9 protein-coding genes are annotated in these 13,327 nt (G+C 71.6%); 4 read left to right on the top strand and 5 right to left on the bottom strand.

Annotated elements, in window-relative coordinates; translation table 11 throughout:
* Nucleotides 1-125: 125 nt before the first annotated feature.
* The 5 genes from guaA to RT054_RS02795 form a co-directional block, all read right to left on the bottom strand.
* Nucleotides 126-1,739 carry a glutamine-hydrolyzing GMP synthase gene (guaA, locus tag RT054_RS02815; protein ID WP_313022087.1) on the bottom strand — a complete coding sequence of 538 codons (1,614 nt, stop codon included), beginning with the start codon at nt 1,737-1,739 and terminating at the stop codon, nt 126-128.
* 197 nt (nt 1,740-1,936) lie between these two features.
* Complete coding sequence (gene purL, locus RT054_RS02810) at nt 1,937-5,887, bottom strand: phosphoribosylformylglycinamidine synthase (protein ID WP_313022086.1); 3,951 nt, start codon at nt 5,885-5,887, stop codon at nt 1,937-1,939.
* A 166-nt stretch (nt 5,888-6,053) separates the two neighbouring features.
* Entirely contained in the window at nt 6,054-6,446 is a 393-nt protein-coding gene (locus RT054_RS02805) for a DUF3817 domain-containing protein (RefSeq protein WP_313022085.1), read from the bottom strand.
* A complete protein-coding gene (locus tag RT054_RS02800) occupies nt 6,443-7,384 on the bottom strand; it encodes an SURF1 family protein (RefSeq protein ID WP_313022084.1) in 942 nt (313 codons plus the stop codon). The genes RT054_RS02805 and RT054_RS02800 overlap by 4 nt, the downstream gene beginning before the upstream one ends.
* Before the next feature lie 348 nt (nt 7,385-7,732).
* Nucleotides 7,733-8,854: a GuaB3 family IMP dehydrogenase-related protein gene (locus tag RT054_RS02795; protein WP_313022083.1), complete on the bottom strand. Its 1,122-nt coding sequence runs from the start codon at nt 8,852-8,854 to the stop codon at nt 7,733-7,735.
* A 230-nt stretch (nt 8,855-9,084) separates the two neighbouring features.
* On the opposite strand from RT054_RS02795, the gene RT054_RS02790 reads away from it, so the two are divergent.
* The 4 genes from RT054_RS02790 to RT054_RS02775 are packed head-to-tail and all read left to right on the top strand — an operon-like array spanning nt 9,085 to nt 13,044.
* A complete protein-coding gene (locus RT054_RS02790) occupies nt 9,085-10,161 on the top strand; it encodes an alkene reductase (protein ID WP_313022082.1) in 1,077 nt (358 codons plus the stop codon).
* A 42-nt stretch (nt 10,162-10,203) separates the two neighbouring features.
* On the top strand, nt 10,204-11,592 hold the full coding sequence (locus RT054_RS02785) for an NAD-dependent succinate-semialdehyde dehydrogenase (protein ID WP_313022081.1): 1,389 nt from the start codon (nt 10,204-10,206) through the stop codon (nt 11,590-11,592).
* A 1-nt stretch (nt 11,593) separates the two neighbouring features.
* Entirely contained in the window at nt 11,594-12,034 is a 441-nt protein-coding gene (locus tag RT054_RS02780) for a MarR family transcriptional regulator (RefSeq protein ID WP_313022080.1), read from the top strand.
* On the top strand, nt 12,031-13,044 hold the full coding sequence (locus RT054_RS02775) for an NADP-dependent oxidoreductase (RefSeq protein WP_313022079.1): 1,014 nt from the start codon (nt 12,031-12,033) through the stop codon (nt 13,042-13,044). Before RT054_RS02780 ends, RT054_RS02775 begins: the two co-directional genes overlap by 4 nt.
* The last annotated feature ends 283 nt before the right edge of the window (nt 13,045-13,327 follow it).

Below are 13,327 nucleotides of genomic sequence, written 5' to 3'. Positions count from 1 at the left end.
CCGGCCCACCGACGCGCGAATGGTCGCGGCGCCACTCGTGGCTCACTCCCACTCGCGTTCACGGTCACGGGAGTGAACCACTCCCGGCCCACCGACGCGCGAATGGTCGCGGCGCCACTCGTGGCTCACTCCCACTCGATGGTGCCGGGTGGCTTGGACGTCACGTCCAACACCACCCTGTTCACCTCACGGACCTCGTTCGTGATGCGCGTGCTGATCTTCGACAGCACGTCGTACGGCACGCGGGACCAGTCGGCCGTCATCGCGTCCTCACTCGACACCGGGCGCAGGACGATCGGGTGGCCGTAGGTGCGACCGTCGCCCTGGACGCCCACCGAACGGACATCCGCGAGAAGGACGACCGGGCACTGCCAGATGTCGCGATCGAGGCCGGCCTCGGTCAGTTCCTCCCGCGCGATGGCGTCGGCGGCACGGAGCGTCTCGAGACGCTCCTTGGTCACCTCACCGATGATGCGGATACCGAGGCCCGGGCCCGGGAACGGCTGCCGCCACACGATGGCCTCCGGCACCCCGAGTTCGAGACCGACCTGGCGGACCTCGTCCTTGAACAGGTCCCGCAGCGGCTCGACCAGCGTGAACTGCAGGTCCTCCGGCAGACCGCCGACGTTGTGGTGGCTCTTGATGTTCGCGGTGCCCGACCCGCCGCCGGACTCGACGACGTCGGGGTACAACGTGCCCTGCACGAGGTGCTTGACCGGGTGCTGCTCGGCGTCCGCCGGATCGTTCTTCGACCCGGCGGTCCCCGCGACGACGTCGCGCGCCGCCTGCTCGAACGCGCGGATGAACTCCCGCCCGATGATCTTGCGCTTGGTCTCGGGGTCGCTCACGCCGTCGAGCGCGTCGAGGAACTGCTTCTCGGCGTCGACGACGACGAGGTCGACGCCCGTCGCCTCGACGAAGTCCTTCTCCACCTGCTCGGCCTCCCCGGCGCGGAGCAATCCGTGGTCCACGAACACACAGGTGAGCTGGTCGCCCACGGCCTTCTGCACGAGCGCCGCGGCCACCGAGGAGTCCACACCCCCCGACAACCCGCAGATGACCCGCTCGTCGCCGACCTGCTCGCGGATCTTCGCGACCTGCTCGGCGACGATGCTCGACGGCGTCCACTCACCCGCGAGCCGCGCCCCCTGCTGGAGGAAGTTCGTGAGCACGCGTTGCCCGAACGTGCTGTGCATGACCTCGGGGTGCCACTGCACGCCGTACAGCCGCCGCTCGTCGTCCTCGAACGCCGCCACCGGGGCCCCCGCGGTCTGGGCGGTGACCTGCACCCCCTCGGGGGGAACGGTGACCGAGTCGCCGTGACTCATCCACACCGACTGCGTCGTCGGCTGCCCGCGGAACAGGGTGGACTCCGCGCCGAGAATCTGCGCCTGGGTCGACCCGTACTCGCCGAGCCCCGTACGCGCGACGGTGCCCCCGAGCGCCTGCACCATCGCCTGGAACCCGTAACACATGCCGAAGACCGGGATGCCCGCGTCGAGAAGCGCGGGGTCGAGGCCCGGTGCCTCGTCGGCGTACACCGACGACGGGCCGCCGGAGAGGATGATCGCGCCAGGCTTGCGAGCGAGCATCTCGTCGGCGCTCATCGAGTGAGGGACGACCTCGCTGTAGACCTTGGCCTCACGCACGCGACGCGCGATGAGCTGGGCGTACTGCGCGCCGTAGTCGACGACGAGAACCGGGTTCTCGTGCAGGCCCTCGGCAGGGGAATCGGTCACGGGGTCTCCTCGTGCGGGGCGGAGTCACGACCCGCCCACTCTAGTCGTGGCGTCGTCGGCGACGACGCCCGGTCGCGACCCGGCAGACCAGGACTCGACCGCCGCCGCCACACCTCACACCGGAAGCCGGCGTTCACACTGGAGCCCATACCGTCAGGTCCCAGGATGAGCCTCCGGCTCGAGGTGGGTGGCGCGGCTCAGCCGACCCAGACGCGGGCGTTGCGGAACATGCGCATCCAGGGGCTCTCCTGCCCGACGGGGGCCGACGTCCACGACATCTGGACGTTGCGCTGCACTCGCTCGGGGTGCGGCATCATCGCAGTGAACCGGCCGTCGGGCGTCGTCACCGCCGTGAGACCGCCGGGCGAGCCGTTGGGGTTGAACGGATACGTCTCGGTGGGCGTGCCATGCCCGTCGACGTACCGCGCCGCCCCGAGAACCTGCGCGGCGTCGCCCCGGGCCGAGAAGTTCGCGAACCCCTCACCATGCGCCACGGCGATGGGGATGAGCGACCCCGCCATGCCGGAGAAGAAGATCGACGGGGAGTCCAGCACCTCGATCGTCGACAGGCGCGCCTCGTACTGTTCGCTGCGGTTGCGGGTGAAGCGGGGCCACGCGTCGGCGCCGGGGATGATCTCGGCGAGGGCCGCGAACATCTGACACCCGTTGCAGATGCCGAGCCCGAACGTGTCCTCGCGCGCGAAGAACGCCGTGAAGGCCTCACGCAGACCGGCGTTGAACATCACCGAGCGCGCCCAGCCCTCGCCCGCGCCGAGCGTGTCGCCGTAGGAGAACCCGCCGCAGGCGACGAGACCCGCGGCGTCGGAGAGGTCGAACCGGCCCTGCTGGAGGTCGGTCATGTGGACGTCGATCGCCTCGAAACCCGCCGCGTCGAACGCGAAGGCCGTCTCCACGTGCGAGTTGACCCCCTGCTCCCGGAGCACCGCGACCTTGGGACGCGCCCCGAGGGACAGGTAAGGGGCCGCGATGTCCTGGGTGGGGTCGAACGTCGGGGACAGCCGCAGACCGGGGTCGTCGCCCCCGACGGCGGCGTGCTCCTCATCGGCGCACTCGGGGTTGTCACGCCGGGCGCTGATACGCCAGGAGACCTCGTCCCACGCCTGCGCGAGGTCGCGGACGGACTCCGCAAGCAGTTCCTCCCCCTCGGCGTGGACGACGAGACGACGCTCCGGCGTCGTGCACCCGACACGCCGGGCGAGGTCGCCGAGCCCGTGTTCGGTGAGGACGGCCAGCGCGGCGTCGGCATCGGTGACCCCGAGGACGACACCGAGCTCCTCGGTGAAGAGCGCCGCAAGCGACTCGACCTCGGCCTCGACGCCGACACCCCCGGCGAACGCCATCTCGGCGAGGGTCGTCCACAGTCCGCCGTCGGAGCGGTCGTGGTAGGCCGTGACGAGACCCTGCTCCCGCAGCGCGGCGAGGGCGTCGGCGAGACCGACGAGCCGCTGCGGGTCGTCGAGATCGGGCACCCGGCCGCCGAACTCCCCCTGCACCTGCGCGAGGATCGATCCGCCGAGACGGTCGGCGCCGGCCCCCAGATCGACGAGCACGAGCTCCTCACCCGCGGACACGACAGGGGTGAGCGTCCCCCGCACATCCGGGAGCGAGGCGAACGCGGACACGACGAGCGAGACCGGCGAGATGACCTGACGTGGCTCGCCGGCGTCGTCCGCCCACCGGGTGCGCATCGACAGCGAGTCCTTGCCCACGGGGACCGAGATGCCGAGTGCCGGGCAGAGCTCCATCGCGACCGCCTCGACCGTGTCGTAGAGCGCGGCGTCCTCGCCGGGCTCACCGCACGCGGCCATCCAGTTGCACGAGAGCTTGACCTCGCGCAGCCGCACGGGCGCGGCGAGGAGGTTGGTGAGCGCCTCGGCGACCGCCATGCGTCCCGAGGCCGGGGCATCGACCGAGGCCAGCGGGGTGCGCTCGCCACTGCTCATCGCCTGACCCGCGAAGCCGCTGTGATCCGAGAGCGTGACTGCGACGTCGGCGACGGGCACCTGGTACGGACCGACCATCTGGTCACGATGGGTAAGGCCACCGACGGTGCGGTCGCCGATCGTCACGAGGAACCGCTTGCTCGCGACGCTCGGGTGCCGCAGGACGGCGTAGGCCGCCTCGCGCAGCGCCTCGCCCTCCAGACCGACGAGATCGAGGTCGGGCGTCGACCGCTCGACGCGGGCGACGTCACGGGTCATGCGCGGAGGCTTGCCGAGCAGCACCTCCATCGGCATGTCGATGGGCAGGTCGGCGCTCGCGTCGGTCGAGTCGTCGTCGCCGGGGGCGAGGACGAGCTGCCCGTCGGCGCGCGCCACCCCGACGACGGCGTAGGGGCACCGCTCGCGGCGAGCGAGGTCGGCGAACCGCGGCAGGGACTCCGGCGCGATCGCGAGCACGTACCGCTCCTGCGACTCGTTGCACCAGATCTCCTTGGGCGCGAGACCGGACTCCTCGAGCGGCACCGCCGTGAGGTCGAACCGGGCGCCCATCCCCGCGTCGTCGACGAGCTCGGGGAAGGCGTTGGAGAGACCACCGGCGCCGACGTCGTGGATCGCGAGGATCGGGTTGTCCTCACCGAGACTGCGGCAGTGGTTGATGACCTCCTGCGCGCGCCGTTCGATCTCGGGGTTGCCGCGCTGCACGGAGTCGAAGTCGAGATCGGCGGCGTTGACCCCCGCCGCCATCGAGGAGGCCGCGCCACCCCCCATGCCGATGCGCATGCCCGGTCCGCCGAGCTGCACGAGGAGGGTGCCGGCACCGAAGGCGATCTTCTCGGTGGCGTCCGCGGCGATGGAGCCGAGCCCACCCGCGCTCATGATCGGCTTGTGGTAGCCGCGGTGCACCCCGTCGACGACCTGTTCGTAGACACGGAAGAACCCGCCGAGGCCCGGGCGCCCGAACTCGTTGTTGAACGCCGCCGCCCCGATGGGCCCCTCGATCATGATGTCGAGCGGGCTCGCGATGTGACCGGGGAAGTGCTCGCGCGGCGCCTCCCACGGCTCGTTCTCCTCGGACAGATGCAGGTCGGACACGACGAACCCCGTGAGCCCGGCCTTGGGCGCCGAGCCGCGCCCCGTGGCACCTTCGTCGCGGATCTCACCACCGGCACCCGTCGCGGCGCCGGGGAACGGGGAGATCGCGGTGGGGTGGTTGTGGGTCTCGACCTTCATGAGCACGTGGACGTCCTGCGTCCGCCCGACGTACCGGCCCGGACCGCCGCCGGCGCCCTCGGGGGCGAAGGCCGTGATCGCGCCGCCCGTCATGATCGACGCGTTGTCCTTGTAGGCGACGACGGTGCCGTTCTCGGGGCCGCCCGCGACCTGCTCGGTGTGGCGGATCATGCCGAACAGCGACCGGGCCTGCGGTGCGCCGTCGACGACGAAGTCCGCGTTGAAGATCTTGTGACGGCAGTGTTCGGAGTTGGCCTGCGCGAACATCATGAGCTCGACGTCGGTGGGGTTGCGCCGCAACCCGCTGAACGCCTCGACGAGGTAGGTGATCTCGTCCTCCGACAGCGCGAGACCGAAGTCGCGGTTCGCCTCGACGAGCGCCGCCTCACCCCGCCCGAGCACGTCGACGTGGGCCATGGGCTCGGGGTGTCGTTCGGCGAAGAGCTGCGCCCCGGCCTCGCGGGCGTCGAAGGTCGTCTCGGTCATGCGGTCGTGCAACGCGGCCGCGACGGCACGCCGTTCGTCCGCGTCGAGACCGCCGCCCGGCCCCGCCTCCACGGTGATCGCGTACTCGGTCACCCGCTCCACACGGCGGATGTCGATGCCGCAGTTGTGGACGATGTCGGTCGCCTTGGACGCCCACGGCGAGATCGTGCCGAGCCGCGGCGCGACGACGACGCGTTCGACGACGCCCGCCGCGTGCTCCGTCGCCGAGACGTTCCCCGGCTGGGGACCGTCGTACGGCTCACCGTAGGTGAGGATCGCCCCGAGCACCTGCTCCGTCGCCGCGTCCAGCGCCTCCTCCGAGGCCACCCAGTGCACGAACCGGGCGTCCACGGCCCCGATGCGCGAAGACACGGCGCGCAGCCGCGCGCGGAGGGCGCGGGCACGGAACGGCGACAGTGCGGATCCGCCCTCGAACGTCGTGAGGGCGAACTCGTGCGTGGCAGGCATGCGGTAGCCTTTCGAGGCGTTCGTGGGGAACGAACACAGGCTACCGGCGCGCTCCGACAACCCTTTCCGGGCGCTACCCAGCCGGACCGACCGACGGCCCCGAGCAACCCGCCGCACGCTCCCTCACCTGCACGTCGAGGTCGAGACCGATGCGCAGGCGACCTCGTCAGTGGACGACGTTCACCCCGGTCGGCGTCTGCTCCCCACCCGCTGCCCCGAGGTGAGCCTCGACCTGCTTGGCGACGCGACGCTCCACGTAGAACGACAGGAACGGCACGCATCCGGCGAGCATGACGCCGACCATCTTCGGCAGGCTCCATCGCGCCGCGAAGCCGAGGTTGGCCGTGGCCGCGAGGTAGATCATGTAGATGAACCCGTGCGGCCCGGGCCACCACCCGAGCGGGTTCTCCTCCTTGCTCATCCCCATGCCGTAGGCCATCCACATCTCGGCCACGAGCACGAGAAGCCCCACACCGACGACGAACGCCATGATCTTGAACGGCGTGAGCGCCTTGGCGGTCTTGGCCGGGTCGAATCCGCGGGGCGGGGTGACGGTCATCGGGTGCTTCCTCCTGAGGGGGTCGTGGTCGTGTCGGTCGAGCCGGTGGTGCCGGTCGCGGAGGCCGCCGCAACGTCACGGTGCACGTCGCCCTCGGCGCCGGAGTCGCGGTCGAGGGTGGCGTCCCTCGTGGCGTCGTGCCCGGCGCCGGGCCCCGAGTCGCCGTCGGGGTCCCCGCCGGGGCCGGGACCGGCGGCCAGGGCGGCCGCGGCGCGGAGCTCGTGCTCGTCCCGCACGGCCCGCCACCAGATGTAGACGACGAAGCCGGCGAAGATCCACCACTGCACCGCGTAGGCGGCGTTGCGCCAGTTGACGCCCTCGGTGCGCACCGGCGGGGGCGGCACCCGCGTGAGCTGCGCTGACGCCCCGGTCGCGGCCGGCACCTCGTCCTCGGCGAACATGAAGGCGTTGTAGATGTCGCCGCCCCACGCGTTGATCCCGCTCGCGAGGTCGACCGTCTGCACGCGTCCCGGCTCCGGCCGCGTCGGCTTCTCGGGCGGACCCTCCTGCGGCTGCAGGGCGCCGTGGACCGTGACCGTGCCGGTGGGCGCCGGGGGCGGCGGGGCGCCCTCGTCGACGAATCCCCGCACGACGGCCAGCCGCGCACCGCTGGAGTCGACGATCATCGGAGTGAGGACCCACGACCCGACCCGGTCACCGAGACGGCGCTCGACGACGAGCACCTGGTGGGTCTCGTCGTAGCGCCCCGTGGCGCGCACGGCCCGGCCGACGTGGTGTCCGGTGATCGACGTCTGCGGCGGCATGACCTCGTCGATCGGCGCCTCCGGCGTCTGTTCGATCTTCTCGGCGGCCTCGCGCTGCGAGGTGTGCTGAGCGACGTCGAGCTGCCACAGCCCGAGCCACCCGAACCCGACGACGACGAGGACCACCAGCCCCAGCAGGGCTAGCCATTTGGGTCTCAACGCCGTCCGGATCACGCCTCCAGGCTAGGCCACCACCCTGACGGCCGCCCGGTCCGTCCCCGCCTCGAGGTCGCCGTCGCGACGTCCGGCCTGGAGCCGTCCCCGCCGAGACCTCCCCGCGCATGCCGACGTCCGGCGAGTCGACACGAACTCGACGCCACACCGTCCGCGCCACCGCGGTCGGCGTCCGTGCCTTGCCCCGGTGCGTGCCCCGCCCGTGCCGCCCGTGCCCCCCGTCGCGCCTCGGCGCAGGGCCCGGCGGCTGCCACCGGTGGGTCTGGGTGCATGGCGCGTCGCCTCGACACGCGCAGGCCGCCCTGCCCGGCGACGGGAAGGGCGGCCTGTGTCACGGGACGTGATGGATCAGCCCGGGGAGTAGGGAGACACGACGACCTCGACACGCTGGAACTCCTTGAGCTCGGAGTACCCGGTCGTCGCCATCGCCCGACGCAGGGCCCCGACGAAGTTCGTCATGCCGTCGGCCGAACGGCCGGGGCCGTGAAGGATCTCCTCGAGGGGGGCGAGCGCCCCGACCTGCACGCGCTCCCCGCGCGGGAGTTCTGGGTGGTGGGCCTCCGGACCCCAGTGGAAGCCGCGACCGGGCGCCTCGACCGCGCGGGCGAGGGCCGCGCCGATCATCACCGCGTCGGATCCGCAGGCGATCGCCTTGACGACGTCGCCGGAGCGGCCCATGCCGCCGTCCGCGATGACGTGGACGTACCGGCCGCCGGACTCGTCAAGGTAGTCGCGACGGGCCGCGGCCACGTCGGCGATCGCGGTGGCCATCGGGGTCTGGATCCCGAGGGTCTGGCGGGTCGTGTGGGCCGCGCCGCCACCGAATCCGACGAGGACGCCCGCCGCGCCGGTGCGCATGAGGTGCAGGGCCGCGGTGTAGGTGCCGGCGCCGCCGACGATGACCGGGACGTCGAGCTCGTAGATGAAGCGCTTGAGGTTGAGGGGTTCGACGTGGCTGCTCACGTGCTCCGCCGAGACCGTCGTGCCGCGGATGACGAACAGGTCGACGCCCGCGTCGACCACCGTGCGCCAGTGCTCCTGGGTGCGCTGCGGCGAGAGCGCACCGGCGACCGTGACCCCGGCCTCGCGCATCTGGGTGAGCCGGGCGGTGATGAGCTCGGGCTTGATCGGCTCGGCGTATAGCTCCTGCATACGGCCGGTGACCGCGGTCGCGTCGAGCGAGGCGATCTCGGCGAGCTGCGTGGTCGGATCCTCGTACCGCGTCCACAGGCCCTCGAGGTCGAGCACCCCGAGTCCGCCGAGACGGCCGAACGAGATCGCCGTGTCCGGCGACATCACGGAGTCCATCGGCGCGGCGAGGAACGGGAGATCGAACTGGTACGCGTCGATCTGCCAGCTGATCGAGACCTCCTCGGGATCGCGCGTGCGCCTGCTGGGCACGATGGCGATGTCGTCGAAGGAGTAGGCGCGGCGTCCCCGCTTACCTCGGCCGATCTCGATCTCAGTCACCCGGTCAGCCTAGCCGCCGCCTCGGCCACGGAGGTGACCATGACCCTCCTCTCGGACGTCGTGGCGGAGCGTCGCCCCGCAGGGCCGCCCCCCTGCCGTCGTGTGGCATGCAGCACACCCTGAGCCTGCCGAGACGCCCTCGCGAAGATTTCTCCATCGAACGGGAAATACTGTCGTGCACGACACGGTTGCGAACGGACGAACACTCGTCAGCAACCGAGGAGCGCACCATGTCCACCCTGTCCGACCCGATCCGCATCGGTCGCATGGACCTGCCCAACCGTGTCGTCATGGCCCCCCTGACGCGCAACCGCACGCCCGGGGACCACGCCCCCACCGAACTCAACGCGACCTACTACGCGCAGCGTGCGAGCGCCGGGCTCATCATCAGCGAGGGCAGCCAGCCCAGCGCCGTCGGCCAGGGCTACCTCGACACCCCGGGCGTGCACTCGGCGTCCCAGGTCGAGGGATGGCGCGGCGTCGCCGAGGCCGTCCACGAGCGCGGCGGCCACATCTTCGTCCAGCTCATGCACGCCGGGCGCGTGGCCCACCCGGACAACAAGGATGGCCTCGAGACCGTCGCCCCGTCGGCGATCGCCCTGTCGGGCAAGGTCGTCACCGCGAACGGCACGCAGCCCTACGTCACCCCGCGGGCCCTGGAGACCGACGAGATCCCCGGAATCGTCGAGGAATTCGTCCACGCCGCGAAGAACGCGGTCGAGGCCGGACTCGACGGCGTCGAGATCCACTCGGCCAACGGATACCTGCTGCACCAGTTCCTCGCCCCGTCGAGCAACGAGCGCACCGACGCCTACGGCGGCTCGCCCGCGGCCCGCGCCAGGCTGACGATCGAGGTCGTCACCGCGGTCGCCGAGGCGATCGGCGCCGACCGTGTCGGCGTGCGGATCTCGCCCGCGCACAACGTGCAGGACGTCCTCGAGAAGGACCCGCAGGCCACCCGCGAGACGTACGAGACGCTCGTCGACGCCATCGCGCCGCTCGGCCTCGCCTACCTCAGCATCCTCGCCGACCCGGCGGGCGAACTCACCCAGGACCTGCGCCGCCGCTTCGGCGGTACGGTGATCCTCAACTCCGGGTTCCAGGAGGTCACGACGCGTGAGTCGGCGCAGGAGATCCTCTCCGCCGGGCTCGCCGACGCGGTCGCCGTGGGACGCCCGCTGCTCGCGAACCCCGACCTCGTGGAACGGTGGGAGACGGGCGCCGAGCTCAACGAGCCCGACTCGTCGACCTTCTACGGCGGCGGCGCCCACGGGTACACCGACTACCCGACGCTCGCCCGCGTCTGAACCCTCCCGGCATTCCCCCGTATCGACCCGAAGGAGCACGACATGGCCTCGTATCGCCTTGAGAACCCCGCCACCGGCGAGGTGGAACAGACCTTCGACCCCACCACCGACGAGCAGCTGCAGGAGATCATCGCAGGCGCCCACGAGGCGTACGCCACGTGGCGACGGGAGCCGCTCGAGACCCGGGCGGCGGTGCTTGCGCGCGCCGCCGACACCTTCGAGGAGCGTGCCGACGAGATGGCCGCGCTCATCGCCCGTGAGATGGGCAAGCCGCTCGCCCAGGGTGTCGGTGAGGTGCAGCTCTCGGCCTCGATCCTGCGCTGGTACGCCGAGCACGCGGGCGAACTGCTGGCCCTCGACGAGCTCCCCGCCCTCGGCGCCCAGCGCACCTTCGTCGAGAAGGAACCCCTGGGAGTCCTCCTCGGCGTCATGCCGTGGAACTTCCCCTACTACCAGCTGGTGCGGTTCATCGCGCCCAACCTGCTGCTCGGCAACACCATGCTGCTCAAGCCCGCGGGCATCTGCGCGGCCTCCGCGACCCTCGTCGAGGACATCCTTCGTGAGTCGGGCCTGCCCGGCGCGGCCTACCGCACCGTGCTCATCGACCGCGACCAGATCCAGGACGTCATCGCCGACGACCGCGTGCAGGGCGTGTCCCTCACCGGCAGCGAGGCCGCGGGCGCCGCGGTCGCCAAGGGCGCGGGCGAGCACCTCAAGAAGTCCGTCCTCGAGCTCGGCGGCTCCGACGCGATGATCGTCCTCGGCGGCGACATGGAGCGCGTCGCCAAGGTCGCGGCCCGGGCCCGACTCTCCAACGCCGGCCAGGCGTGCAACTCCCCGAAGCGCATGATCGTCCTCGAGGAGCACTACGACGCCTTCGTCGAGAACCTCGTGAAGAACGTCGAGGCCACCGCCGTCGGCGACCCGAGCGAGGAGTCCACGGCGATGGGCCCGTTGTCCTCCGGCGAGGCCGTCGACACCCTCGCCGAACTCGTCGACGACGCTCGCGAGAAGGGGGTCGCGGTGCGCACCGGCGGCACCCGCCTCGACCGTGCGGGCGCGTTCTTCGCCCCCACCGTGCTCACCGACGTCACCCCCGAGATGCGTGCCTTCGCCGAAGAGCTCTTCGGCCCGGTCGCGGTCGTCCACAAGGTCAAGGACGTCGACGAGGCCGTGGAACTCGCGAACTCCTCCTCCTTCGGCCTGTCGGGCTCGGTGTGGACCGACGACCTCGACCTCGCCGAGGCCACCGCGCGCCGTCTCGACGTCGGCATGGCCTACGTCAACGAGCACGGCACCACCCTGGCCGGCCTCCCCTTCGGCGGCGTCAAGCGCTCCGGTTTCGGCCGCGAGCTCGGCGCCTACGGCATCGAGGAGTTCGCCAACCGTCGCCTCGTGCGGGTGTCCCCCACGCGGAGCCCCAAGGCCTGACATGTCCCCGGCCGACGCGCCCCGCCTGGACGACCAGCTCTGCTTCGCGCTCTACGCCGCGAGCCGCGCCACGGTCAACGCCTACCGCGACCACCTGGCGAGGATCGGCCTCACCTACCCCCAGTTCGTCACGCTCCTCGCCCTGTGGGAGCGCGACGGCATGGGGATGGGTGAGCTGGGCGAACGACTCCGTCTCGACAACAGCACCCTCTCCCCCCTGCTCAAGCGCATGGAGGGGATGGGGCTCCTCGAGCGGCGTCGTTGCTCGACCGACGAACGTCGCGTGGAGGTGTGGCTCACCCCCGCAGGCGTGGCCAAGGCCGGACCCGTCCTCGAGGCCCAGCGCGAGGTCGCCTGCCGCGTGCGCCTCACCCCCGACGAGGCGGACACCCTCCGTCTCCTCGCCACCCGACTCACCCTCTCTCTGGAAGACCCCACATGACGAACGACATCCCCACCACGACCCGCGAGATCCACCTCGCCTCCCGCCCCGAGGGGTGGCCGACGCCGGAGAACTTCGACCTCGTCGAGGTCGACCTGCCGGCGCTCGCCGACGGCCAGGTGCTCGTGAAGAACCACTACATGTCCGTCGACCCCTACATGCGGGGCCGGATGAACGACGTCAAGTCCTACGTGCCGCCGTTCGCCATCGGCAAGCCCCTCGACGGTGGCGCGATCGGCGAGGTCGTCGCCTCCTCGGCGGACTCGGTGCCGGTGGGCGCCACCGTGCTCCACGGGCTCGGCTGGCGTGAGTACGCCGTCCTCGACGCCGGCTCCGTCCGTGTCGTCGACGCCGGCCAGATCGGCGAATCGACCTACCTCGGTGCGCTCGGCATGACGGGTCTCACCGCCTACGCCGGGCTCGTCTACGCGGCCGACTTCCACGAGGGCGACGTCGTGTTCGTCTCCGGCGCCGCCGGGGCCGTGGGCTCGATGGTCGGCCAGATCGCCAAGGCGCTCGGCGCGTCCCGTGTCATCGGGAGCGCCGGCTCGCCCGAGAAGGTCGCCCGCCTCAAGGAGCTCGGCTTCGACGCCGCGTTCGACTATCACGACGGCCGTGTCGTCGACCAGCTTCGCGAGGCCGCGCCCGACGGCATCGACGTGTACTTCGACAACGTCGGCGCCGACCACCTCGAGGCCGCGATCACCGTGCTCAACCCCGGTGGACGCATCGCGATGTGCGGCGCGATCGCCCAGTACAACGAGACCGAGCCTCCCGCCGCCCCGCGCAACCTCGCCCTCGCGATCGGCAAGCAGCTCCGCATCCAGGGGTTCCTCGTCGGCCCCTACGCCGACAAGATGGGCGAGTACGCCGACAAGATGGGTGGCTGGCTCGCCGACGGTTCGGTGCAGTTCGACGAGACCATCCGCGAGGGCCTCGAGAACGCCCCGCAGGCGTTCATCGACCTGCTCCGTGGCGCCAACACCGGCAAGATGCTCGTCAGGCTCTGACCGTTCCGCACGCGCCCCCGTGATGTGCGGCGCCGTGCTCGTCCCCCGAGGTGGGTTCCCCCTGTCGACGTCGTGACGACGTCCCCCGTGCCCGCGACGCCCCCGGCGCCGCGGGCACGGGTGTCTTCCTGCCACGCCTGCCCCTCCCACGGTGCCGGCAGGGGCCCGGGCCGCCACGGGACAGGCGGGTCCCCCGCACCTCATCGGGCGCAGGCGAGGAGGTAGCCGACGACGCATCCGGGGGTGCGGCGATCCGGTCGCCATCACGACCGTCCGGCTGCGA

Origin of the sequence: Mobilicoccus sp. (assembly GCF_032060985.1) — a bacterium.
Taxonomy (GTDB): Bacteria; Actinomycetota; Actinomycetes; order Actinomycetales; family Dermatophilaceae; genus Mobilicoccus.
This window is presented reverse-complemented; position numbering and strand designations above follow the sequence as displayed.

Excerpts from the sequence above, each read along its gene's own strand:
- purL (WP_313022086.1), bottom strand. The coding sequence starts at position 5,887 with ATGCCTGCCACGCACGAGTTCGCCCTCACGACGTTCGAGGGCGGATCC.
- RT054_RS02805 (WP_313022085.1), bottom strand. The coding sequence starts at position 6,446 with ATGACCGTCACCCCGCCCCGCGGATTCGACCCGGCCAAGACCGCCAAG.
- RT054_RS02790 (WP_313022082.1), top strand. The coding sequence starts at position 9,085 with ATGTCCACCCTGTCCGACCCGATCCGCATCGGTCGCATGGACCTGCCC.
- RT054_RS02785 (WP_313022081.1), top strand. The coding sequence starts at position 10,204 with ATGGCCTCGTATCGCCTTGAGAACCCCGCCACCGGCGAGGTGGAACAG.
- RT054_RS02780 (WP_313022080.1), top strand. The coding sequence starts at position 11,594 with ATGTCCCCGGCCGACGCGCCCCGCCTGGACGACCAGCTCTGCTTCGCG.
- RT054_RS02775 (WP_313022079.1), top strand. The coding sequence starts at position 12,031 with ATGACGAACGACATCCCCACCACGACCCGCGAGATCCACCTCGCCTCC.